This window comes from Rhodococcus sp. NPDC056516 (assembly GCF_042794655.1).
In the GTDB taxonomy this organism is placed as follows: Bacteria; Actinomycetota; Actinomycetes; order Mycobacteriales; family Mycobacteriaceae; genus Rhodococcus_F.
The window spans coordinates 197308-221303 of sequence record NZ_JBHTTG010000005.1; the positions used below are offsets into that span (position 1 = coordinate 197308).

At 64.1% G+C, this 23996-nt stretch carries 23 protein-coding genes and 1 riboswitch; of the genes, 12 read left to right on the forward strand and 11 right to left on the reverse strand.

Going from position 1 to position 23996, the window contains the following annotated elements:
• Positions 1–10 precede the first annotated feature (10 nt).
• Together ACFQ6Y_RS16725 and trmB are read right to left on the reverse strand one after the other, a co-directional pair.
• On the reverse strand, positions 11–718 hold the full coding sequence (locus ACFQ6Y_RS16725) for an NYN domain-containing protein (RefSeq protein WP_378547578.1): 708 nt from the start codon (positions 716–718) through the stop codon (positions 11–13).
• Positions 715–1473, reverse strand: a complete 759-nt coding sequence (gene trmB / locus ACFQ6Y_RS16730) for a tRNA (guanosine(46)-N7)-methyltransferase TrmB (protein ID WP_378448806.1) — start codon at positions 1471–1473, stop codon at positions 715–717. Before trmB ends, ACFQ6Y_RS16725 begins: the two co-directional genes overlap by 4 nt.
• A gap of 163 nt (positions 1474–1636) precedes the next feature.
• Between trmB and ACFQ6Y_RS16735 the strand changes: the two genes are divergently transcribed.
• From ACFQ6Y_RS16735 to epsC, 6 genes are all read left to right on the forward strand, one after another.
• A complete protein-coding gene (locus tag ACFQ6Y_RS16735; RefSeq protein WP_378634766.1) occupies positions 1637–2569 on the forward strand; it encodes a GTPase domain-containing protein in 933 nt (310 codons plus the stop codon).
• Positions 2570–2720: 151 nt separating this feature from the next.
• Positions 2721–3902, forward strand: coding sequence for a hypothetical protein (locus ACFQ6Y_RS16740; RefSeq protein ID WP_378635681.1), 1182 nt, complete (start codon positions 2721–2723; stop codon positions 3900–3902).
• Positions 3903–4033: 131 nt separating this feature from the next.
• Positions 4034–4372, forward strand: a complete 339-nt coding sequence (locus tag ACFQ6Y_RS16745) for a DUF6802 family protein (protein WP_378634770.1) — start codon at positions 4034–4036, stop codon at positions 4370–4372.
• A gap of 277 nt (positions 4373–4649) precedes the next feature.
• The gene (locus tag ACFQ6Y_RS16750) at positions 4650–6479 is read left to right on the forward strand and encodes a phosphoenolpyruvate carboxykinase (GTP) (RefSeq protein WP_317551408.1); all 1830 of its coding nucleotides are present in this window, start codon (positions 4650–4652) and stop codon (positions 6477–6479) included.
• Between the two features lie 170 nt (positions 6480–6649).
• Positions 6650–7585, forward strand: a complete 936-nt coding sequence (gene cysK, locus ACFQ6Y_RS16755; protein WP_019747115.1) for a cysteine synthase A — start codon at positions 6650–6652, stop codon at positions 7583–7585.
• 5 nt (positions 7586–7590) lie between these two features.
• Positions 7591–8169: a serine O-acetyltransferase EpsC gene (epsC, locus tag ACFQ6Y_RS16760; RefSeq protein ID WP_003945907.1), complete on the forward strand. Its 579-nt coding sequence runs from the start codon at positions 7591–7593 to the stop codon at positions 8167–8169.
• Positions 8170–8227: 58 nt separating this feature from the next.
• Here the strand turns inward: epsC and ACFQ6Y_RS16765 are convergent, their stop codons facing one another.
• Genes ACFQ6Y_RS16765 through ACFQ6Y_RS16775 form a run of 3 tightly spaced genes read right to left on the reverse strand, consistent with a single transcriptional unit; the run spans position 8228 to position 10455 of the window.
• Complete coding sequence (locus ACFQ6Y_RS16765) at positions 8228–8530, reverse strand: hypothetical protein (RefSeq protein ID WP_063314961.1); 303 nt, start codon at positions 8528–8530, stop codon at positions 8228–8230.
• 28 nt (positions 8531–8558) lie between these two features.
• Positions 8559–9506 (reverse strand): cation diffusion facilitator family transporter, encoded by a 948-nt coding sequence (locus ACFQ6Y_RS16770; protein WP_042452614.1) that lies wholly within the window; start codon positions 9504–9506, stop codon positions 8559–8561.
• Positions 9507–9516: 10 nt separating this feature from the next.
• Complete coding sequence (locus tag ACFQ6Y_RS16775) at positions 9517–10455, reverse strand: alpha/beta hydrolase (RefSeq protein ID WP_378634781.1); 939 nt, start codon at positions 10453–10455, stop codon at positions 9517–9519.
• A 52-nt stretch (positions 10456–10507) separates the two neighbouring features.
• On the opposite strand from ACFQ6Y_RS16775, the gene ACFQ6Y_RS16780 reads away from it, so the two are divergent.
• The 5 genes from ACFQ6Y_RS16780 (at position 10508) to ACFQ6Y_RS16800 (ending at position 14964) form a co-directional block, all read left to right on the forward strand.
• Positions 10508–11116, forward strand: coding sequence for a TetR/AcrR family transcriptional regulator (locus tag ACFQ6Y_RS16780; protein ID WP_378634786.1), 609 nt, complete (start codon positions 10508–10510; stop codon positions 11114–11116).
• Positions 11117–11132: 16 nt separating this feature from the next.
• A riboswitch (cobalamin riboswitch) is annotated at positions 11133–11270 on the forward strand.
• A gap of 115 nt (positions 11271–11385) precedes the next feature.
• On the forward strand, positions 11386–12393 hold the full coding sequence (locus tag ACFQ6Y_RS16785; protein WP_378376178.1) for a FecCD family ABC transporter permease: 1008 nt from the start codon (positions 11386–11388) through the stop codon (positions 12391–12393).
• Positions 12390–13208: an ABC transporter ATP-binding protein gene (locus tag ACFQ6Y_RS16790; protein ID WP_378634790.1), complete on the forward strand. Its 819-nt coding sequence runs from the start codon at positions 12390–12392 to the stop codon at positions 13206–13208. The genes ACFQ6Y_RS16785 and ACFQ6Y_RS16790 overlap by 4 nt, the downstream gene beginning before the upstream one ends.
• A complete protein-coding gene (locus ACFQ6Y_RS16795) occupies positions 13205–14266 on the forward strand; it encodes an ABC transporter substrate-binding protein (protein ID WP_378634794.1) in 1062 nt (353 codons plus the stop codon). The genes ACFQ6Y_RS16790 and ACFQ6Y_RS16795 overlap by 4 nt, the downstream gene beginning before the upstream one ends.
• Positions 14263–14964 carry a CbiX/SirB N-terminal domain-containing protein gene (locus tag ACFQ6Y_RS16800; RefSeq protein ID WP_378634798.1) on the forward strand — a complete coding sequence of 234 codons (702 nt, stop codon included), beginning with the start codon at positions 14263–14265 and terminating at the stop codon, positions 14962–14964. Before ACFQ6Y_RS16795 ends, ACFQ6Y_RS16800 begins: the two co-directional genes overlap by 4 nt.
• A 332-nt stretch (positions 14965–15296) precedes the next feature.
• On the opposite strand, the gene ACFQ6Y_RS16805 is transcribed toward ACFQ6Y_RS16800, so the two are convergent.
• From ACFQ6Y_RS16805 to ACFQ6Y_RS16825, 5 genes are all read right to left on the reverse strand, one after another.
• Positions 15297–16742: an aldehyde dehydrogenase gene (locus tag ACFQ6Y_RS16805; protein WP_378634802.1), complete on the reverse strand. Its 1446-nt coding sequence runs from the start codon at positions 16740–16742 to the stop codon at positions 15297–15299.
• A gap of 4 nt (positions 16743–16746) precedes the next feature.
• Positions 16747–17916 carry a hypothetical protein gene (locus ACFQ6Y_RS16810; protein WP_378634807.1) on the reverse strand — a complete coding sequence of 390 codons (1170 nt, stop codon included), beginning with the start codon at positions 17914–17916 and terminating at the stop codon, positions 16747–16749.
• A 1-nt stretch (position 17917) separates the two neighbouring features.
• A complete protein-coding gene (locus ACFQ6Y_RS16815; protein WP_378634812.1) occupies positions 17918–19105 on the reverse strand; it encodes a phosphotransferase family protein in 1188 nt (395 codons plus the stop codon).
• A 139-nt stretch (positions 19106–19244) separates the two neighbouring features.
• On the reverse strand, positions 19245–20132 hold the full coding sequence (locus ACFQ6Y_RS16820; protein WP_378634817.1) for an ROK family protein: 888 nt from the start codon (positions 20130–20132) through the stop codon (positions 19245–19247).
• A 4-nt stretch (positions 20133–20136) separates the two neighbouring features.
• Entirely contained in the window at positions 20137–20907 is a 771-nt protein-coding gene (locus tag ACFQ6Y_RS16825) for a class I SAM-dependent methyltransferase (protein ID WP_378634822.1), read from the reverse strand.
• A 173-nt stretch (positions 20908–21080) separates the two neighbouring features.
• On the opposite strand from ACFQ6Y_RS16825, the gene ACFQ6Y_RS16830 reads away from it, so the two are divergent.
• A complete protein-coding gene (locus ACFQ6Y_RS16830) occupies positions 21081–22295 on the forward strand; it encodes a glycosyltransferase family 4 protein (protein WP_378634826.1) in 1215 nt (404 codons plus the stop codon).
• On the opposite strand, the gene ACFQ6Y_RS16835 is transcribed toward ACFQ6Y_RS16830, so the two are convergent.
• Entirely contained in the window at positions 22242–23981 is a 1740-nt protein-coding gene (locus tag ACFQ6Y_RS16835; protein WP_378634830.1) for a hypothetical protein, read from the reverse strand. The genes ACFQ6Y_RS16830 and ACFQ6Y_RS16835 overlap by 54 nt on opposite strands.
• Positions 23982–23996 lie beyond the last annotated feature (15 nt).

Below are 23996 nucleotides of genomic sequence, written 5' to 3' on the forward strand. Positions count from 1 at the left end.
TGATCAACTCCTACTCGGCAACACTTTTTCGCCCGATGAGCAGGGCAGAAAGCGGTCGGAACGGCTGCAACCAGGCGCCCTCGTCGGGCAGGGTGTCCAGGCTTACCCGTGGCAGAGGCTCACGGAAGACACCCGGGATGTCCTCGAGATCGACGAAATCCAAGATATCGGACGACACAGCCCAGCTGGCGTGTTCACGGAACCCGAGAACCTGGACCGGGATGCCGGTTGCTGCGATGTCCTCGAGAGGTTCGCGGAACGCTTGGCCGTCGGCAGACGCGACCATGATTCCGGCGAGGCCCTCGCCGTACCGGAGCGCGATGTGCTCGAGCATGTCCGAATCGACATCGCTGTCTTCATCGACCTTCGGCTTGGCGAACACCGCGAAACCCACGTTACGCAAGGCTTCGACCCAAGGACGAACGACGTCGGCGCTGCCGGAGGCGATGTTGGTGAAGACCGTCGCTTCGGGCTCGAGCGTGCCACTGTTCTGTGTGGACAGTTCGGCGGTGCGGGAGAGCAGCCAGCGGCCCAGTGCGTCGAATCGTGGCCGGTAGGCGGCAGTAGGCCGGCCACCGAGGATGGCGCCGAGGCCCATGTCGAGGTTGGGGGCGTCCCAGACCAGAAGCACCCGCTTGGGGTGGCGGGAGTCACGACCGAAGTCGAGAGGAGATTCCGACGACGCCACGTCGTCGGATAGCTGTTCGCTGACGCTCATGCTCTGATCTTCCCCCATATAAGCTCGGTGATTGCACTTCCGACCTTATGGGCTTTGTCCTCGAACTTGGTGACCGGACGCTCGTGGGTCATCGGAGACTCCCAGTCGAGTGCGGTCAGCAGCGGCTCGGCATTACCGGCTTCTTCGATCCATTCTGCGTATTCGGCGTGATCGGTGGCCACGTGCAGCACTCCGCCAGGCTTGAGGCGGTTGGCGATCAGCGCGAACGTCGGCCCCTGCAGGAGGCGACGCTTGTGGTGGCGGGCTTTGGGCCACGGATCCGGGAAGAACACCCGGACGCCCGTCAGGGATTCGGGGGCGACCATATTTTCGAGTACGTCCATCGCGTCACCGCGTAGTACGCGGACGTTGGGAATCTCTTCGCGTTCGACCTGCTGCAGAAGCTGTGCGAGCCCCGGGCGGTACACCTCGATCGCGACCAGGTTCACGTGCGGTTCTGCCTTGGCCATAGCGGACGTCGCGGTACCGGTACCCGAACCGATCTCGATGATCAGGGGTGCTTCGCGTCCGAACCAGGCGTTCGCGTCGAGCGGTGTGTCCGAGACGTCGGCGCCGATGAGCGGCCACTGACGGTCCCAAGCCTGCTGCTGTGCGTCGGTCAGCGCACCCCGACGAGAGCGAAAGCTGGTCACTCTCGGATGGAGACGGGACCCCTTGGCGTGGTCCGTCTGCCCCGTCTCTGGGGTCTGCGGTGCATGCTGATCGGCTTCGTTCACGAACCCATTGTCACGCATGACCCCCGTTTAGCGCAGACGGGTCTGAAGTTTGAGTTGAGACTTTCCGCGGAAAGTCCTGAATCCGCCGACTTCGGACAGTCGGCGAAAGGGCGGTGTCACCTGCCGTCCTTGCCGAGAACCTGACAGAATCTCACCGACACGATGGGGACGTGGGGTGGGGATGAACACAGGATTTGCATGCAGTAATTGGTCACGAATGTTGCCCGCAGAATCGCTCGACGACGCCTGCGCGGAGCCGATCGACCGGTTGCGCGCTCTGGCATACCGGCTGGCGTCGATCGATTCGGGAGCCGCAGAGGCGGTTCACTCCGTGCTCGGATCGCTGACCGCGCCGCTCGAGTTGGTAGTCGCGGGTCGAGCCGGGGTGGGGCGGTCGTCGTTGGTCCGGGTCCTGGGGCGCGATCAGCGGTTCTCGCGCAGAGTTGTCGGTGCACCGGTTGTGGTGACCGAGTCGCGGGCGTTCGACGTCCCCGGAACGTCGAACCCTGATCTGGGTCGTCGTTGTGTTGTCTACGTGGTGGTCGACGCGGTCCGCGAAGTCGACCGCCGAGCGATCGCCCGAGTCTCGGATCGGGCGGTGGTCGCGGCAAACAAGGCCGACCTGTTCGGACCGCGCTGGGACGAGGCACTGGGACGGGCCGCGGAAATCTCGGAGACCGTCGGCGTGCACACGGTTCCGGTGGAGACGCTGACCGGACGCGGCGTCGAAGAGTTGTTCGCGGCCCTCGGACCTGTCCTGGAGGCGCAGTGGTGGGGCCGGGTCGAGCAGATCGGTCCAGTTCTGACGCGATCTGCCTCGCGCAGCACTGCGGGCAGGGACGAGATCGAGTTGTATCTGAGTTCGGACTCCGCGGTGTTGTTCGGCGCCGCGGCGGCGATGATGAGCCCCGAAATTCGAGGCCTGCGTCACGGCGAGCCTCCCGATCCTCGTACTGCTGACGAGGCGGGCACGTGCAGTCGGTGGTGGGGCGAGCTCGTCGACGAGTCGGAAGAGGCTCCACAACAAAGGATCTCACTGATTCGCCGCGGGTATGTGCGTCGGTGGGCGCAGCTCGGGGGCGATCGCTCCGCTCCGGCGGTGACCGATGAATAGCGTTTCGGTACTTCCGGATTCGATTCTGCGTGTGGTGCAACGATGGAACCCGTCCTCCGATCCGGGTCGCCTCGTCAGTGGTGAATCATCCAGTGACACTTGCATTTACGTTGTCGGGCCACAGAGATGTGGTCGGGAAGACATCGTGCAGATGTTCCGTGCTTCAGGCGAGTGTTCGATAGCGGCGCGCGAAGCGGACGCCGACGTCGTACTTCTGGTCGTCGATGCTGCCAGCGTGATCGGTCGCGAGGATCTTCTTCTGCTCGACGACGCAGCAGAAAGCGGAACGCCGGTGGTGGTGGCGTTGACCCGCGTTGACGTCTACCGAGACTGGCAGGCTGTGCACCGACGCAATGCCGAGGTTCTTTCCTCTCACTGCACCGCCTTTGCCCAGGCATCGATCGTTCCGATTGCGCCTGGTCAGGAGCAGACGCTCGTTGCCGTCGTGAGCCAGGTGGCACGCGAGAGGCATGCAGGCGACTCGAATTCCGGCGTCATAGCGCAGACACGTCGGATGATCGAGGTAGAGATCCGGAATCTTCGTGACAGCGTTCCGGGTGCCGAACTGCGGGCCGAGCGATCACAGCTGCTCGCAGACCGCGACGGCCGGCGAGGCGAACGACTGGTGCAGGTGCGAAGCCGACTGCAACGAGCGCGTGGGGATCTATCACAGCAAATCGCCGAAGCGACCCGGGCGACGGTCGCAGGGGCACGTGCCTGGGTCGACACGGCCTCGCGAGCCGAATTGGGCAGCGTACCGATGCGGTTGCAGCACGAGGTCGACCATCACACCCGGGTAATCGATGCCGCGATGGCGGCAGCTGTCGAGGTGGCGGGTGCGACCGGCTACGTGGCTTCCCCACGGATTCCAGAGGACCCGCCGGATCGTCGACGGCGAAATGAAGACCGGGTGACAATTCTCGTCGGCGCGTCCGCGGGCCTCGGGCTCGGCCGGATCGCGGTGACTCCGCTGGAGATGATTCCGGCGTTGGAATTCGCGAGCATCCCGGTGACCTTGGTACTGGGTGGCGTCGCGGCGTGGTGGTTGGCGCGAACTCGCGGGCTGATGGCGGATCGTGCCCAATCGCGATCGTGGATCGTCGAGTCGATGTCGACGGTGCGCGCTCAGTGGGAGCAGCGGGTACAGAGCGTGCTGCTCGAGGCGGAGGCAGATCTGGGAACGGCGATCATGGCGGAGAGTCGCGAACAGTTGGCGTCGGCACAGGCACGAATCGTGGAGATCGACGGTGAACTTCGTGAGCTTGCCGCGGCCAGATCGGGTCAGCTCGCGTCGTGCGAGCGCGACCTCGCCGCGTTGAACGCTGCCCTCTGACGATTCTCGGGCGGGCGGTTGTCCACAGGGCGGCAATTTCGGCCACGCGTGATCGGCCGAGTCTGGTAATACTGAGCGGACGGTTTCGGTAGGGGTTGCCGAAGCAGCAGTCACTTTCATTTGGGGGATTCATGGATGCATTTCTGATCACGGCCGGACACATCGACGGGCACGAATCCGAAGCGCTCGATCCTGGGCGTATCGAGCCCGCGACCTTCGGGCCCGAGTCGGGACCGGTCGATGCCGGCGAAATGAACTTCGACGCCTTCGACTTGGACGGTGACGGGACGGTCGACAGCCGCGTCGTTCACTCCGACGACGCCGTCGTGATCGTGTCCGATTTCGATCGTGACGGTAGCGCCGATCGCCTCACGATGATCGAGTCGGACGGCGACTACTCGGCCTGGGAATGCCGTCGAGACGACGCAGGCTCCCTCGTCTGGCAGAAAATCGATGCCGGCGCGCTCTGAAAAGCTTCCGTTTATGTGCTCTGAGCGCCGGGTAGGCACCTGAACACACCAACTGAATCGTTTCTGTGACATTTCTGACCGCACCCGATTACCTGCAGGTGAACAGCCAGCGTTAACCTCAATACATAGGACACCCGGCGTCCGTGAAATCCACGTGAGTGGATGACGCGGCTGGACCCCGTCGAGAGGGGGACACCGGGATCGACTGGTATCGGGGCGCTGCAGTTCGCATCCGGTGTCACGAGAACCCGGTTCCGGCTCACCCCAGGAGAGTTTGATGACCTCAGCGACCATTCCCGGTCTCAATGGAACTGACGGCACGCCCCCCACGGAGCACAAGGAACTGCTTGCATGGGTGCAAGAGGTTGCCGAACTCACCCAGCCTGACCGCGTCGTCTTCGCAGACGGCTCGGACGAAGAATGGGACCGACTGACCACGAAGTTGGTCGAGGCAGGAACCTTCACCCGCCTCAACGACGAGAAGAAGCCGAACTCTTTCCTCGGCAACTCCGATCCTTCCGATGTGGCGCGAGTCGAATCGCGTACGTACATCTGCTCGAAGGAAGAAATCGACGCAGGTCCCACCAACAACTGGATGGACCCGGCCGAGATGCGCACCCTCATGGGTGACCTCTACCGCGGTTGCATGCGTGGACGCACCATGTACGTCGTTCCGTTCTGCATGGGCCCCCTCGACGCCGAGGATCCGAAGCTGGGCGTCGAGCTCACCGATTCCGAGTACGTCGTCGTCTCCATGCGCGTCATGACCCGCATGGGCGGCAAGGTTCTCGACAAGCTCGGCACCGACGGATTCTTCGTCAAGGCTCTGCACTCGCTCGGCGCTCCGCTGGCCGAGGGCCAGGAAGACGTGGCGTGGCCGTGCAACGACACCAAGTACATCACTCACTTCCCCGAGGATCGTGAGATCTGGAGCTTCGGTTCCGGCTACGGCGGAAACGCTCTCCTGGGCAAGAAGTGCTACTCGCTGCGTATCGCTTCGGCAATGGCGCACGACGAGGGCTGGCTGGCCGAGCACATGCTCATCCTCAAACTGATCTCGCCCGAGGACAAGGCCTACTACATCGCGGCGGCATTCCCCTCCGCTTGTGGCAAGACCAACCTCGCGATGATCCAGCCGACCATCCCCGGATGGCGCGCCGAGACCCTCGGTGACGACATCGCCTGGATGCGTTTCGGTGAGGACGGACAGCTGTACGCCGTCAACCCGGAGTTCGGTTTCTTCGGCGTGGCTCCCGGCACCAACTGGTCCTCGAACCCCAACGCCATGCGCACCATCGACCAGGGCAACACGGTCTTCACCAACGTCGCTCTGACCGATGACGGTGACGTCTGGTGGGAGGGCCTCGAAGGCGACCCGCAGCACCTGATCGACTGGAAGGGCAACGAGTGGACGCCCGAGTCGGGCACCCATGCGGCTCACCCCAACTCGCGTTACTGCACCCCGATGTCGCAGTGCCCGATCATGGCTCCCGAGTGGGACGACCCGAAGGGCGTGCCGATCTCGGCAATCCTGTTCGGTGGACGTCGCAAGACGACGGTTCCGCTGGTCACCGAGGCTCGCGACTGGCAGCACGGCGTCTTCATGGGTGCAACGGTCGGCTCCGAGCAGACCGCAGCAGCCGAAGGCCAGGTCGGTACGGTTCGCCGCGATCCGATGGCGATGCTGCCGTTCCTCGGCTACAACGTCGGTGACTACTTCCAGCACTGGATCGACCTCGGCAAGTCCGCGGACGCGTCCAAGCTCCCCAAGGTCTTCTACGTCAACTGGTTCCGCCGCGGCGACGACGGACGCTTCCTGTGGCCAGGCTTCGGCGAGAACTCTCGCGTCCTGAAGTGGATCGTGGAGCGTATCGAGCACAAGGCTGCGGGCATCGACACCCCGATCGGCGTCGTTCCCACCGGATCGGCACTCGACATCGAAGGCCTGGACGTGTCGGACGCCGACATCACCGAGGCTCTCGCGGTGAACATCGACGAGTGGAAGGCCGAGATCCCGCTCATCGAAGAGTGGTTCGACTTCGTCGGAGAGAAGCTTCCGACCGGCATTCGTGACGAGTTCGAAGCTCTGAAGCAGCGGTTGGCCTGATAAACCGCCCCCGTATGTAGTGGCCTGATGCCGCATTGGTTCAATTTGATGAACCGATGCGGCATCGGTCGTCTGTATGCCCTTGCCTGTAGCCGTAAAGCAGTTCAGCCGTAAAGCAGTGATCAGCGAATCGAGCGGGTCGACACACTCGATCCTCAGGAGGACCAGATATGAGCGGGATCTACAACAACGTGACCGAATTGGTCGGGCGCACCCCGATCGTGCGACTCAACCGTCTGACCGAGGGCCTGGACGCACAGGTTGCCGTCAAGCTCGAGTTCTACAACCCGGCCAACAGCGTCAAGGACCGGATCGGCGTGGCAATCATCGATGCCGCCGAGAAGTCCGGAGCACTCAAGCCCGGCGGCACCATCGTCGAGGGCACCAGCGGTAACACCGGTATCGCCCTTGCCATGGTCGGGGCTGCTCGCGGCTACAAGGTCATCCTGACCATGCCTGAGACCATGTCCACCGAGCGTCGAGTGATGCTTCGTGCATACGGCGCCGAGATCGTGCTGACCCCGGGCTCCGAGGGCATGGCCGGTGCAGTTGCCAAGGCCAAGGAAATCGTCGAGCAGACCGAGAACGCCGTCTCGGCCAGCCAGTTCGCGAACCCGGCCAACCCGGCCATCCACGAGGCCACGACGGGCGAAGAGGTCTGGGCCGACACCGACGGCGCCGTCGACATCTTCGTGTCCGGTATCGGCACCGGTGGCACCATCACCGGCGTCGGACGCACCCTCCGCAAGTACAAGCCCGAGGTCAAGATCGTCGGTGTCGAGCCCATCGACTCGCCGATCCTCAACGGTGGCCAGCCCGGCCCCCACAAGATCCAGGGAATCGGCGCGAACTTCGTGCCCGACGTCCTCGATCGTGAGATCTACGACGAGATCATCGACGTCTCGTTCCCCGATTCCATCGAGGTCGCTCGCGCACTCGGCACCCAGGAAGGCATCCTGGGTGGCATCTCGTCCGGCGCCATCGTCTGGGCCGCACTCGAGTTGGCGAAGCGTCCGGAAAACGCCGGCAAGCTGATCGTGGCTGTCGTGTGCGACTTCGGCGAGCGTTACATCTCCACCCCGCTGTTCGAACACATCCGGGACTGAGACTTGTGAGTATCCTCGGGACAATTCGCGAGGACCTGCAGGCTGCGCGCGGTCAGGATCCTGCCGCGCGCAGCAATGTGGAGAACGCGCTCGTTTATTCAGGGCTGCATGCCATTTGGGCACATCGGGTTGCGCATCGCATGTGGGCCGTCCCCGCACTACGCGGCCCGGCGCGAGTGCTCTCGCAGCTGACACGCTTCGTCACCGGCATCGAGATCCATCCCGGTGCCACCATCGGTCGACGGTTCTTCATCGACCACGGCATGGGCGTCGTGATCGGGGAGACGGCCGAGGTCGGTAACGACGTGATGCTCTATCACGGCGTCACTCTCGGTGGCCGCTCACTCGAGCAGGTCAAGCGCCACCCGACGCTGGGAGACCGGGTCACGGTCGGTGCGGGTGCCAAGATCCTCGGGCCCGTCGTCATCGGCGAAGGTAGCGCTATCGGCGCCAACGCCGTTGTCACCAGAGATGTTCCGGCCGAATCCATCGCGACGGGTATCCCGGCGGTGGCGCGGCCACGGACCACCAAGGAAAAACTGGTGGACCCGAACAGTTACATCGATCCTGCGATGTACATCTGAAGCACTCCTTCTTCGATGGCCACCCTCGTGTAGACGGCGGGTGGCCATCGGCGTCTGTTCAGGCTCGCGTCAGGTGCCACCCGCGACGTCCCAGTACGACGGCCGTCGCAGCGCCCAATGCTGCTCCGATCAAGGGATAGCAGGCCAGGACGAGCCAGCGCGGTCCGTCTAAGGGTTCGTAGGCGGTGGCTATTGTCGACTCGTAGTCCCGAGCCATCTGCACGTCCCGGAACGGTACGTAGGAACCCTGATAGACGATGGTCTCGTCAGGGCTGGTCATCACGTCGATCAGACTGCCCACCAGGGGAATTCCCCCGACGACAAATCCCAGAACCGCCAGAATCACGATCAGTGTGCGCATCGCCCGAGCCTATCGCCCGGCCGGAAGTTCAGACTGTGATCGACGGTTCTTCGGGGGTCGAGAGGGTCAGGATCGCCCGCACGACACGTGGGCTCTGCTCGAGTGAGCGCTCGAGTTCGCGCAACGTGTGGGCCACACGGGATTCCGCGTAGTCACCGACCAGGTCGACGCTGGCCACCAGGTAGACCTGTCGCGGCCCGAGGTATTCCATACGCAGGAACGTGATTCGGTTGATCTCGGGCAGTTGGGTGAGAGCTTCGACGGCTGCTGCCCGCAGCGTCGGCGAGGCCTCTTCGCCGACCAGGAAGCGGCGGTTCCGATCTATCAGGATGATTGCGATGACCCCGAGGAGAATGCCGACGAAGATGGAGCCGAGGGCGTCGGGGATGGGTGAACCGGTGACCTGGTGCAACAGAACACCGACGAACGCGATGACCAAACCGATAAGTGCCGCAGCATCTTCGGCGAACACGGCCCGAGTCGTCGGGTCGGATGTGTTGAGTGCCTGGGTCATGACGTCGCGGTTCACGGCGGACGCTTCGTTTCGGAGTTGTTTGTACGCCTGCCGGAACGAGATGCCTTCGAGGATGAACGAGACGCCGAGGACGGCGTAGGCGACACCGAAGTCGGACGCCGGTTCGGAATGGAACAGTTCCTGGATGCCATGAGTGATCGAGACACCCGCGCCGAGTGCAAACAGTCCGAGAGCGGCGAACATCGACCAGATGTAGGCCTCCCGGCCGTAGCCGAGTGGCTGGTCTCGGTCGGGAACCCGTTTCGAGCGGCGGTTCGCGATCAGCAGCAGCACTTCGTTGCCGGTATCGGCCCAGGAATGGGTGGCCTCGGCGACCATCGAGGCAGATCCGGTGACGATGGCGGCCGCGGTCTTGGCCCCGGCGATCAGTGCGTTCGCCGCAAACGCCAGTACGACCGTCGTGGTGCTCTCGTCGGCCGATGCTTCCGTTTCGGTGCTCACGATTCTCAGGCTAGGCGGGTGACGACGGTTTCGTGCGGTGACGCTCGGCGACGGACTGCGACAGTGTGGCGACGGCGTCGTGGAACTGCGTCAGGCCCGGCTCTTCGACGGGAAAGTGCCCGCACCCTTCCAACATCACGGATTCGGTGGGTGCGTTGATACGGCGAAGGAACTTCAGGCTCAGTTCGGGCGGTGTCCATCGGTCGTCGGCCGGGTGGGTGAGCAGGACGGGTGTCGTGCGAAATGATTCGGGCGCGGTGTGCTCGAACGAGAAGTAGCTGCTGAGAAATCCGAGTGGCACCCGAACGCCGCCGCCGCGCGGGTCCGTCGCACACAGCGTCGAGAGTTCCCGATTGCTGCTCATGTTCGCGACGTCGGCGACCCAACGGATGGGTACGCGGATGCGGCCCACCAGCCGATCGGTGCGGCGCATCAGGGGAGCGCCGTAGACACCCATCGGGGCGAACCGCGCCGCGGCAGCTCTGGCCGACGGATTCGAGGGATCGAGCAGGCAGGTAGCGACAACGGCGTCGGCCAGACCGGTCCGCGCGGCTACCTCGTAGGCCAGCAGACCGCCGATGCTGGCTCCCAACAACACCAGCGGCCGATCGTCGGTTGCCTTCTCGGCCCGGACGAGATCGCAGAGGAGATCGACCCACTGCTCGTACCGGACGCCGGCGGGATCGGCTGTAACGGTGTCGCCGTACAGCGGAAGATCAGGGAAGAGGACTTCGGTTCCGAGTTTCACGCCGATCCCGGCAAACGGCCACAAAGCGCCCGAGTAGCCGCCGGCGCCGTGGATGCCGAGAACACGAACCGGCGCGTGCGGCACCACCGCCCGTGCGACGTGGACGGTATTGCCGTTCCACTCCCACCACGTCGGGGTCGGCGCCGGCATGTGGTCGGCGTACCGGTCGGGCATAAACTTCGAATAATCGGCGCTGGTCACCTACACAATTCTCGGTACCGGCGTTGCGGCTGACAACTCGCATCGGAGGACCGTGTCGACTCGGCGGAAAAGGCCTTCCCAGCAGCGCTCCAGGGCCACGTACGACGCGATCCTGGAGGCGGCTACTCGCGTTTTCGCTTCGGAGGGCATGGCGGCGACCACCAACCGGATCGCCGACGAGGCAGGCGTGTCGGTGGGTTCGCTCTACCAGTATTTCGGCGACAAGTACGAGATCCTCTCGGAGTTGGCGAACCGTCATGTGAGTGCCGCGCGGGAAAGTTTTGCGGTGTGCCTCTCCGACATCGTCGAGCGCGAACTCTCCCTCGATGAAGCCGTGAGGATGTTGGTGGAGTCCGCGGTCGCGGTGAACAGTAAACCGCGAGAGTTCTTTCACCTGCTCTACGACCAGGTTCCTCGTACGCGTGAGCTCATCGAGCAGGTCGAAGGAATGAATCGGCAACTGGTACTGCGTTTTTCGGACGTGTTGCAAAGTCGTGGATTCAGTGCGCAGGACGCGTTGTTGACTTCGCGGCTGACCGTGGCTGCCGTGGACAGTCAGGTGCATCGGGTTGTGCTGGAATCGGATTCACCGGAAGAACTTCGGGTGCGCACGGAAGCCGTCGTGCGGCAGGCGAGATCGATGATCGCGTCGGAATCCTGATCCGGTGTGGGGAATGGTGACCGCAGTCCGTTATGGTTCTGACGTCATCATCGAGGTAATGGGAAGTCGGTGCAATTCCGGCGCGGTCCCGCCACTGTGAGGTCGTCCACGCGTCGACCGTAGCCAGATACCACCCTCGTTGACGTTGTGTCATGCCACGAGGATGGATCGGTCACACCATGAATGCTGTTGGCGGAGCTCTGTCTCCACCTACCCACCTGCCTTCGCCGAAGGCTGGTGCACCGCGAGGACGACTCAGTCCGGGTATCGTGCTGCCCGCTCTGCTGGTCGTCACCGTGCTCTCTGCTGTGTGCGCGTTGGCATTCGGATCCGAAATGCTCCCCGTGTCCACTGTGGTGGACGTGGTGCACTCGCGCTTCGGGGGCCCACCCGTCACGCGTTCCGAACTTGCGATCGTGTGGGGGATCAGGGCACCTCGGGTGCTGCTCGGTCTGGCTGTCGGCGCTGGTCTTGCCGTTGCCGGTGCGGTGGTGCAAACCCTCGTCCGTAACGCTCTCGCCGATCCCCACCTGCTGGGAGTGTCGTCCGGCGCGAGTGTCGGTGCCACCGCCGTCATCACCACCGGACTGTTCGCCGGCGCGGGAGTGTGGGCGCTCAGTTTCGGCGCGATGATCGGAGCTCTGGGAGCTGCGATTCTGGTCTTCACCATCGCGACGCTGCAAGGCGGCATCACTCCACTGCGATTGGTTCTCACGGGAACTGTTACCGCATCCGCGCTGTCGGCGATCGCGAGCTTTTTGGTCCTGCGCACCAACGACTCCCAGGCTGCGCAGTCCGTATTGTTCTGGCTCCTGGGAAGTTTGGCCGGGGCATCCTGGGACAAGTTGTGGGCGCCGGTCATCGTAGTGTTCCTGCTGACGGCAGCGGTGTTCGCCCTGCACGGTTGGCTGGACGCGCTGGCGGCCGGACCGGACGTCGCGGCTTCGCTCGGTATTCCCATCCGAACCCTGCGAAACGTGTTGTTCGGAGTGCTGGCAGCGTTGGTCGGCACGATGGTTGCGGTGTCCGGTGCGATCGCCTTCGTAGGTTTGGTCATTCCGCACGTGACACGCATGATCGTCGGAGCCAGACATCGAGTGGTGTTGCCGGCGGCAGCGCTGATCGGGGCGTCGTTCCTGGTGTGGGTCGACGTCGTGGCGCGGACGTCGTTGCGGCCGACAGAGATCCCGCTGAGCGTGGTGACCGGGGTGATCGGGGCCCCGCTGTTTCTCCTGCTTCTCGGCCGTCGGCGCTACCGTTTCGGTGGTAGTTCGTGAGCGCCCGTGCACTGCCGCTGACTGCGTCCGGAGTAGTTGTTCGCATCGACCGTCGAACCATCGTCAAGGGCGTCGACATCGTCGCTGACGCCGGCGCAGTGGTGGGTGTGGTCGGTCCGAACGGCTCGGGCAAGTCGACCTTCTTGCGTGCTCTCGCCGGTCTCGGACCGATCGCCGGCGGTGACGTTCGCGTCGGCGGCGAGTCCGTGCACGCGATGTCGGCGCGTTCGCGGGCCAAAGCCATTTCTTTTGTGGCGCAGGAAGAGCAGAGTCCCGCTGACCTGTTGGTTCACGAATACGTGACTTTGGGGCGCACCCCACACGCAAAGCCCTGGAGCGTCGGCGGAAAGCACGAGAATGCCGTCGTCGATCGTGCTCTGGGCGAGGTCGGAATGATCGAGCACCGATTCTCTTCGATGGACACGCTTTCCGGCGGCGAGCGTCGGCGGGTATTTCTTGCCCGGGGACTCGCACAGGACGCCGGCGTACTCATCCTCGACGAGCCGACCAATCATCTCGACATCCGGCATCAACTCGAACTACTCGATCTGGTCCGGTCGTTGGACCGGACGGTGATCATGGCCCTGCACGACCTCGATTTGGCTGCGGCAGTGTGCGATCGGGTACTCGTGCTCGCGGACGGAGTTGCCAAGGCCTTCGGTCATCCCTCCGACGTACTCACCACCTCGGTGGTCGCAACTGTTTTCGGCGTCGAGACTTTCGAGCTCGTGAACCCTGCGACAGGCCGTTCACACCTCGTATTCGAATCACGAAGTTCTCAACCACAACTCACATTTTCGGAGAGTGCACTTTGATACACGTCAAGACCCGCGCGTCGTTCGGTGCGGTCGCAGCCGCGACAGCGTTGTTGGCCGTTTCCGGCTGCACAGCGACCGCACCCCTCGACGAAGCAGCAGACAAGACTTCGGTCACGCTGGAGAACTGCGGAACGGAAAGCACTTTCCAACTTCCGATCGAAAAAGTTGTTGCCACAAGCAATGCGGCCAATATCGGCACCATTCTCCGAGTCGGCGGGCTGGATCGTCTCGCTGCGGTCGTGTTGAACACCAACAACGACGCGGTCATGGATTCGATGTTCGGTCCTGGAATCGCCGACGTCCCACACCTGGACGGAACGATCACGATGGAGACGATTCTGGGTAAGCAGGCGGACCTGGTGGTCGGCTCGTACAGCGGCTTGTTCAAGGGTGCCTCCGGTGTGACGCCGGAATCGCTGCAGGGCAACAATATCGACTCATATGTGATCTCCGACAGCTGTCGGCAGAGCGCCGCAGCGGATTCCGCGCTCGGAACGATGGGGCCGTGGGATGCCCTCCGTGCAGACGTGACGAATTACGGAAAGCTGTTCGGAACCGAGGACACCGCCGCCCAGGCGCAGACCGAATTGGATTCGCGTTTGGCGCGTCTGGAGTCGGCACCGGATGCGGGCGACAAGCCGAAGGTGCTGATCTACGACAGCGGTGAAGAAGATCTGTACACCAGCGGAGGTAATGGAGCCCCCAACGGAATCATCGATGCGGCCGGGGGAACCAATGTGTTCGCCGACGTCGACAACACCTGGTTCAAGGCGAGCTGGGAGACCGTCGCGAAGTCCGAACCCGACGTCATCGTGATCATGGACTACAAGAAGAGTGCCGACGAAGTACAGGGCAAGATCGACGCGATCAAGAGCCGAGAAGGCCTACGTGACCTCGACGCCGTCAAGCAGAACCGCTTCGTCGTGCTCCCGCTCGCCATGTTCACCAGCGGATTTCCCAACATCTACGGCGCGGAACAGTTGCGCGCGAAGATCGAAGAGTTCGGGCTGGCTCCGTCGAGCAGCATCGACTGGACAACTGCGCCGTCGGCATGAGCAACAACCGGTGCTCGCGTCGGGTGATCGTTGTAGTGCGGCCGACGGTCAGTGGCCTCGACGAGGCGGCTGCACGCCGGATGCTCGACGCTGTTCAAGCGGGCACCGACGTCGACGTTCGCGTTGCGTACCTCGATGTCGCTTCGCCGAGCCTTCACGAGGAACTCGATCGAGCCCGTACCGATGACGTGGGCAAGGTCGTGTTGATTCCAGTTGCGGTGCCGAGGGATCGGTACCTGCTCACCTGGACAAGCAAGGCGGTTGCGAACTGGCGCGAAACCCGAATCGACGCCGAACTGGAAGTGACGCTCCACGAATCGGAATCGCTCGAAGGTGCGGTGGCCGGGCAGGTGATCGACGAACTCGACTCGTTGGGAAAGCCGATTACAGCGAGTCCGGCGTCGTACCGCAGTCCGGCGTGGTCGGTGATCGAGCCGCACGAGAGGCATCTGTTGGTGTGCAAGGGGCCCCGCTGTATGGCGTACGGAGCAGGACCTCTCCACCGGGCGATGAGCGCGGCGGCCAAAGGCACTTCGGCAAAGGTGACGGGGACCGGTTGCCTGAGCCCGTGCAACCTGGGGCCGTTGGTGATCGCGAACCCCGGTGGTACCTGGTTCGGTCACGTGGACGCCGGAGACGCCGACGCGTTGGTGTCCGGTCTCGAGGATCTATTGGTGGATCACGTTCTGGACCGGTAGATGCAGGGTCGGTGAAAGCAGAGAACCCGCTGGGCGCGAAGTGCGCTCAGCGGGTTCTGTTGTCCTGTCTCAGGAACCGAAGGGCAGGGTTCCCGGCGGGATCTGGTATCCACTGCTGCCGACGGAGGCGCTGCCCCAGAGTGCGAGGAAAGCGTTGATGGCGTTGGTGAGCATATGAATGTCCTTTGTGAGATGACTGATTCGTTTTCGACGGTACCGGGTGGATCTGTGGATTCGCTGGGAGTTGGCACCCTTTTCACGGGGTTGGCACCCGTTCCGGCAGGTCGGAACGGGTGCCAACTGTCAGCAAAGGGTGCCAACTCCCGGGTGGGTCAGCCCACGTAGCCGGGCGGCATGAGTACGGACTTGGTCTCGCAGAAGGCTTCGAGGCCCTCAGGTCCGTTCTCGCGCCCGATACCGGAGTTCTTGTAACCACCGAACGGTGATCCGGGGTCGAAGGCGTACCAGTTGATCGCGTAGGTACCCGTGCGGATCTGCGCGGCAACTTCGAGTCCGTGATCGATGTCGGTGGTCCAGACTGATCCGGCGAGGCCGTAATCCGAATCGTTGGCGATCTTGATGGCCTCGTCCTCGGAGTCGTACGGAATCACCGAGAGAACGGGTCCGAAGATCTCCTCGCGTGCGATGGTCATCGAGTTGTCGACGTCGGCGAAGATCGTCGGCTCGACGTACCAGCCCTTGTCCAGACCGGCGGGACGTCCACCGCCGAGTACGACGCGTGCGCCTTCTTCCTTGCCCTTGGCGATGTATCCCTCGACGCGCTCACGCTGCTTCTCGGAGATCAGCGGGCCGAGTTGTGCTGCAGGATCGGACGGATCGCCGACGGTCATGAAGCCTGCGGCTGTCTTCATACCCTCGATGACCTCGTCGTAACGCGAACGGGGAGCGAGGATTCGGGTTTGAGCGACGCAGGCCTGGCCGGTGTTCATCAGGCCGGACATGACGAGCATCGGCATTCCGGCGGCGATGTCGGCGTCCTCGAGGATGATCGCGGCGGACTTGCCACCCAGTTCGAGGGAGCAGCGCTTGAGGTTCTGCGCGGCGATGGCACCGATCTTGCGGCCGACGGCACTGGATCCGGTGAAGGTGATCTTGTCGATGCCCGCATGAGAGACCAGGTATTCGCCGGTCTCGGCTCCGCCGGGGAGCACGGAGATGACGCCTTCGGGAACGCCTGCCTCGGTGAAGATCTCGGCAATCACGTGGACGGACAGTGGGGATTCGGGTGCGGGCTTGAGCAGAACAGTGCAGCCGGCGAGCAGGGCGGGTGCCAGCTTGTTGATCACCAGGAACAGCGGGACGTTCCAGGCCAGCACGGCGGCGACGACGCCGACGGGCTCACGGGTCACCTTGGTCTGCCCGAATGCGCCGGTGCGCTTCTCTTCCCACGCGAACTTGTCGGCCAGTTCGGCGTAGTAGCCCAGCGTCGCCATCGACGGGGTCTGCTGCATCATGCCGACCATGGCGGGCGGCTGGCCCATCTCGTTGGAGATGAGCTGGTTGATCTCCGCGCTGCGCTCTTCGATCAGCTTGGCGGCCTTGGCGAGGATTGCTCCGCGCTCGGCGGGGGTGGTGCGTGACCACGGTCCCTCGAACGCCGCGCGGGCTGCGGACACGGCCGCGTCGATGTCTGCCGGTGCTGCGATGGGACAGCTGCCGACGCGCTCCTCCGTTGCGGGAGAGAACACTTCGAGTACCTGGTCGGTGGCCGGGGCCACCCATGCTCCACCGATGTAGAGCTTGTCGTAGTCAGTCATCAATTCATTCCTCGGTGTTGTCGGTCGCCGCGAGGGCATACGCGTCGTCTGCCTGTGCGGTGTCGGTGAAACTGGTGAATCCGTATTTCTCGTGCGGTCCGATGGCGGCTACCTCGAAAAGGCCGGTGCCGGTGTGGGTGTTCGCGCCTTCCGTGAGCGTGAAGGACGCAAGATTGTCGACGGGGGAGAACATGCGTTGGAACGGTTCGATCTCGTGGACCTTGTGGCGCAGTCCCTGTACGACGAGTTCGCCTTGCCACATTCCGTGACGCCAGTCCTGTTCGAGTCCGTAGCCGGTGCCGATTCCGATGTAGTTGGCCAGCAACAGTTCGCAGGTGACGGTCAGGACTTCACCGCCCGGCCGGTGAAAGGTGACTCTCGCCCCGGTGACGTCGCGGGTGTCGGGGCAGAACGTCAGTTCGTGTTCGGGCCGGCCGAGCCATTCGTTGTCCCTGGTTTCGTCCGGCCACACTCGCATGGCCTCTTCGACTATGCGCCTGCCCTGCTCGTCTTCCTGCATGATCACCGAGATGGTGAACTCGTCGAACTGCATGACCGCGTAGATCCAGAAGAAGTTCTGGATTCCGTCGACAGCGCGTCTGCCTTGCGGTTCGGCTTCACCGACCGGACGCACACCCCACGAGCGGTCGCGGTTTCCCCGCCACGTCTTCGGGTCGATCGCGAACTCCTCCCCGTCGACGGTGAGCGATCCGGTCCAGGTTCCGGTTTGCAGGAAGCGCGAGGTGTCGAACGTGACACGTTCGAGTTGACGGCGAAAGTGCTTGGGCTCGAGCGCCGCCGGGATGGTGGCGTCGAAGGTGATGTCGAAGGAGAGATCGTATTCGCTGCCCGGTTCGAGGACGACGCGGAGCTTCTGCAGTCCTTCCAGCACTTCGATGCGCAAAGGTCCGACGGTGGTGTCGGTACGGTCGGCGCCCAGAGCCTTCGACATACGGGCAACGATGTGGTCGTCACCGCGGCGCAGTACCGCGAAGGCGTCCATGACGCCGAGGTTGGGGTACTGGCCGAGTCCGACGATGAGGAACACGTCGGGGGATTCGGTGGGGTAGCAGTTGAAGTAGTAGCGGTCGTAGAAGTTTCGATCCGAGGTGGCTACGTGACGGATCGGTTCGGCGATCTGGTGAACGGGATAGTCGTCCATCGGTGAGAGCATGTCAGGCCAACCTCTCCCAGTAGGTACCGTCGAGCATCGCGGCGAGCGAAGCGCGGTGCATGATCATGTCGTCGGGGTCTTCGGGTCGCTGCGACTGGCCGAAAGCTATGGCGCGGGCCTGGATTCGCCACATGATGACCGCCTGACGCAGTGCGGCATAGGTAACGTAGAACTCCAGATCGTGTGGGGCGTGGCCGGTGATCTCGGCGTAGGTCTGCGCGAGATCCGGCAGTCGAAGGAAGTCGGGAAGGCCGGGTAGGTTCGCCAGACCGGCGATGTCCTCGAAGAACCTGTGCAGGAATGCCATCCAGCCCAGATCCATCTCCCGCGGGCCGAGAGTTGCCATTTCCCAGTCGAGTACGGCTACCGGCACGAAGTCCTGGTACATGACGTTGCCGATACGCGAGTCGCCCCAACAGAGCACGGCCGGCGAATCGTCCGCGGGATTGTTCTCCTCGATCCAGTCGAGGGCACGTTCGATGAGCGGTGATCTGATCCCGTCGGAGACCACCCACTCGTAGTACGCGCGCTGCTCGGCGATGTGTGCCGTGAATGCTTCTCGTGCAGTCGTTCCCGAATTCGGGAGTCGGAGGAAGTCGAAACGCTCACCAGGTTTGTCGATGGCATGCAACTGAGCCAGGACGTCGACCGAGCTGCGCTGCAGGGTCTTTCGCTGCTCGGGAGACGCTTCGGTGACCCACGATCCGAAGTTGTACGGCATGACGTCCGGTGGCACGTCGCCGGAGATGCGTTCCATCACGAAGAACGGCGCACCCAACGCGTCCGGGTCGGATTCGGACCAGTACACCGCGGGCACGGGCACTGCCGAGTGCTCGCGCACCTGAGCCATGGTTCGGAACTGGGATTCGAGGTCGTAGGCAGGAAAGACCGGCATGGTCGATTCCGTCGGTGCCACCCGAGCGACCAAGGGATGATGTTCGCCGTCCCAGGTGGCGTCGAAGAGGATGGTTTCGCTGGACATGCCGTTGGCTGCGGGCAAGGTGACGTCGGCGACGGTCACAGTGGATTCGCTCGGCACCTTGCCGGCCATCCACCGTTCCAGGCGCTCACGGAGATCTTCGGTGTCGCGGAGGGAATCGCTCGGTCGGGCGACCTGGGCGTGATGCTCGGTTTCATCGGTCGAAGAAGCAGTCGAGGCAACGTCAGATGAGGAAGCGTCTGGGCTCACGGTCACCTCCTTCCCGTAGGCGTCACGTGCAATGCCCGTAACGGTGTGAGTCAGAACACTAAAACACGTTACAGAAATTGGGAACAGGTGGCACCCGTTTAGTGGGACTCCCTGCGGATTTATCGGGGAAGAACGCGTGTCAGATAACGGCGGTGAGCGCGAGCAAGCCCGCACCGGTCAGAGTTCCGGCGCCGCCCAGCTCGGCGGGAACGATCCGGAGCCCGGCGATGAACGACAAACGGGCATGTCGGGCAGCCGCGTCGAGCATCGGTTCCCACAGCGGTGCACCCGACTGTGCGAAACCGCCGCCGATCACCGCGAGGTCCACGTCCAGGAGGGCAGCCGCAGAGGCGATGGCACCACCGAGCGCCGTGCCTGCGCGGTGAAGCGCGTCCACGGCGATCGCGTCGCCGCTGCGTGCACCCTCGGCTAGTTCACGGCCGGTGTTCCCCGACCAGCCCTGGCTACGAGCCCATCGCACCGCGGACGGTCCACTGGCCACCGTCTCGAGGCAGCCGACGCCCCCACAACTGCACGGTTCGGAAGAGCCTGGAACGACGAGGTGACCTATGTGGCCCGCGTTGCCGGTTCGACCTTGCGCGATCTCTCCGCCGAGAACAATTCCGCCGCCGATTCCCGTAGAGACGACCAGGCTCAGGAGGTTCGGGTTTCCGCGTCCGGCGCCGTGGTAGAACTCCGCCAGTGCCGCTGCCGCCCCGTCCATGGCGAGGGCGGTTCCGGCGTCGGGAAAGAGGTTACGGACGCCCGCTACCAGCTCGAATCCCTGTGCCCACTCGGTGATGTTGATGGGAGCGACGACGCCGGAGACGGTGTCCACCGGCCCGGCGCAGGCGATGCCCACACCGTCGACGCCTCGGCCGTCGGCGACTCGCTCGAGCAGCGCCGCGCACGCTCCCCACGGGTCGGACTGCGGCGTCGGCACGCTGTCGAACACAGGAACACGGCTATCCTCGGACACGACGCCGGCAGCCATCTTGGTGCCACCGATGTCGAGTGCGAGGCGCATGCCGCTATCGCTTTTCGAGAACCACGACGAGGTTGCTCACCAGGAACTCCCGCAGGCCGGGGACTCGGACCATCCACCACGCCCACGACGGGTGGTAGCGCGGGATCGCGGCGAGCAATGTTCCCTGGCTGGTTCCACGGGCCCAGCGTAGGCCGTCGGTGGCGCCGACTTTGAACAACGACACCCCGAATCTGTTCTTCGGTTCGCGTCCGGTTTTGCGGAGGTACCGCTTGGCCGCGTACTCGCCGCCCAGCGCGTGCCACGGCCCGGTTTCGTGGCCGCCGAACGGACCCCACCACAGGGTGTACGAGAGAACCATCAAGCCGCCGGGCTTGGTCACGCGCAGCATTTCCTCGGCCATCAGCCACGGCTCACTGACATGTTCGGCGACATTGGAGGAGAAGCAGATGTCCACGGACGAGTCCTGGAACGGCAGAGCCAAACCGGATCCACGCACCGCCCCTCCTACCGTCAGACCTGCCGCGTGCATCTCCGAGGGATCGGGTTCGACGGGAATGTAGCGGGCGCCGGCGGCCTGAAAGACCTCCGCGAAATAGCCCGGCCCGCCGCCCACGTCGAGGACGGTGAGACCGTCGAGGGAGCGCCCGGTGTGACCTTCGTGCAGGTCCGAGATCAATTCGACGGAGTCGCGTGCGAGCGCACCGTAGAAGATGTCGGGTGCGGTCTGCTCGTGGCGGAAGTCGCTGAGCAGGCCGAACGAGCGTTTCAGGGTTGCCCGTCGGCCGAAAATGCGGGTCACTGCGGGCTTGGTCACGGGTAGCAACTTTAGCCACTGGGGCGCCCGGTCCACGAACACCGTCACGAGCGCGGCAATACGGACGCTCGAACAGTTAGGGTGTTCGGCAGGGTTACCGGCCGGTCAGGCGGGGCATCCCGCAGGATCGCCCGAATCGTGGTGGTCACCGACCAACTCAGGGAGTAACGCACGTGCGCGAGGTTCTGTTGCTCTGCTGGCGCGATACCGGGCATCCCCAGGGCGGTGGAAGCGAGCGTTACCTCGAGCAGGTCGGATCCCAGTTGGCCGAGCGCGGCATCAAGGTGACGCTGCGGACGGCGTCGTATCCCGGAGCGCCCGCGTCGGAGGTTCGTGACGGCATCACCATCAGCCGAGCGGGTGGACGTTTCAGTGTGTATCCCCGCGCTCTGGCTGCCATTGCCGCTGGGCGTCTGGGTTTCGGATCGCTGAAGGGCATTCGCCCCGACGCGGTGATCGACACCCAGAACGGCATCCCCTTCTTCTCCAAGACCGTGGCGGGTGCGCCGGTCACGCTTCTGGTCCATCACTGCCATCGTGAACAGTGGCCGGTGGCAGGCAAGCTCGTCGGTCGGATCGGCTGGTGGGTCGAATCGCGATTGTCACCGCGCACCCATCGACGTAGTCAGTATCTGACGGTGTCGCTTCCCTCGGCGGAAGAATTGGTAGACCTCGGTGTCGAGCGCGAACGAATTGCCGTGGTGCGCAACGGTGCCGATCGGCTTCCCGTCGGCGTCGACGCGGGTGGTTCGATCACCAGAGCCGAGCGTCCCACCATTTCGGTTCTCTCGCGACTGGTGCCGCACAAGCAGATCGAGGACGCACTCGAAGCTGTCGCGGCGCTGCGGCCGACGCTTCCTGACATCCATCTCGACGTCATCGGTGGTGGTTGGTGGGAGCAGAACCTGCGTGATCGCGCTGCCGAGTTGGGGATCGGTGACGCCGTCTCCTTCTACGGCCACGTCGACGAGGCTCGCAAACATGAACTACTGGCGCAGTCGTGGATTCATCTCATGCCTTCGCGAAAAGAAGGATGGGGCCTTGCAGTCATCGAGGCTGCGCAGCACGGTGTTCCGACGATCGGCTACCGCAGTTCCAAAGGCCTGACCGATTCGATCGTCGACGGAGTGACCGGGCTTCTGGTCGGCGGAGAGCATGCCGGCGACGGTGACATCGCTGATCTGACGCAGGCTGCCGGCACCCTGCTTCGCGACCACGAACTCCGCACGGTGCTCGGTGAGAAAGCTCGCGTGTGGTCCGGTGAGTTCTCCTGGGAACAGACCGGCACCGGAGTCCTGGAGGTGCTGTCTGCACACAAGGACGGCCGGTGGGTCTCAGGACTGGCCGCGCCGCGCGAGTCGAATTCGGTTCTGGTTCAGTCCGACTGAGATCAGCGCGATCACGCCCATCAGTATCCACGCGAGATGCGCAACTATGACGGCAGTTCGGGCGCCGGTCGAGGCTTCCTGTGTGGCAACGTCTCCCCGTACTCGGTAGAGCTCGAGGTCGTCGTCGGCGAAGACCTGTTCCAATCCGTCGAGCGCGGTTGCCGAGTTGCCGAGTTGACCCGGTGTCCCGCGCTCGATCAGCACCCATCCGACTCCGAGAGCGGCCAACTGCGTAGGACTTCCGCCGGCCAGCAGTAGGTCCTCGACCTGGGTGGCTCGGGTTCCCTCGCCGCCGACCGCACCACCGGCAACCACCAGTTGGCCGGTCTGCAGAACGTCGAGAGGCAGGAAGCGTGGTGCGGGATCGAGCACCGGCGCATCGCCGCTGTAGGGGAAGGCACGGAACATTCCGGCGGGAAGCACTGCAACGTCACCGGTTTCGTCTTGCAGTTGCTCGACCACCACGGTCCAGGACCCGGGATAGTGCACGGGTTTCAACGCGCCGCCGACGCCCCACACCAGATCCGGCAGTGCCACGATCGTCACCACGACGGCGACGATCGAGAATGTCGGGCGGGGAACGGTGAACCGATTGCCTGCCCACATCACCGCGGCGGCGGCAGCGAGTGCGTAGAACGGTACGGCCAGCGCGACCCACTTCTGCGCGTCACGCAGCAGACCGGCGCCGGTGAACACCTCGACCGACCATCGGCCGACGTCGATTCCCCACGGGGTGGCGCCCAGGGTCGGAGCCAGCACCGCAAACAGTGCCAGCGCGCCGAGTCCGGAGGCGACAGGGTTTCGGCGTCGTCGCCACAGAGCGGGCACACCGGCGAACACCACGACTAGCAGAAGAAGTGTTCCGATCAATGCGAAGAGTGTTGTGCGCGTAGACGGTATCGCTGCCGAGTTCCAGATACCGCCGAGACCGGCGAGGCTGCCGAGCGTCGCGAGTCCGGGTTCCGCTCGGGCGGCAAAGGCCGCGACTCCTGCTGGATCGGAACCGTCGCCTGCTGCTCCGGATACGAAGGTGGCGACCAACCACGGCGAGGCCGTGACGAGGAAGAGCCCGACAGTGCCGCAGATACGCCTCGGAGCGGAGGTGCGCCCTCCTGGGGAGGCAACCACCACCAAGGCAGCCGCCAGAGCGAGCAGAGCGCCGGTAGGTGTCAGGCCCGCGAATGCCAGTGACGCGGCCAACGCCCACCACGATCCGGGCGTTGCTCGGCGAACTCCGATTCCGGCACACACGATCCACGGCAGTGCGGCATATCCGGTCAGCAGACTCCAATGTCCTTGCAGCAGGCGCTCGGCCACATACGGGTTCCAGAGCATCACCGTCGACGCGACGAGTTGTGGACCGAGACCGGCAGTCGGCAGCAGAACGGCGACCATGCGCGCCGCACCCCAACCGGCGAGCCAGAGCGCCGCGAGCAGGATGAACTTGACCACCAGTCCGCCGTCGATCACGGTGCTCAATGCTGCGATCAGCGCGTCCTGGGGAACAGCGCGGGCTGCGGCGTCGGTGAGTCCGAGGGCCGAGTCGGTCAGGTACGAGCGCGGCGTGCTGACGGCGTCGCGCAGCAGGAGGTAGCCGGGGCCGAGCAGCGGTCCGAGGATCAACAGTGCCAGCGCCAGGCTGTACGCCGCAGGCAGGTAACGGCGGTATCCGGCTTGCACTGTCATGACGCGCACGATACG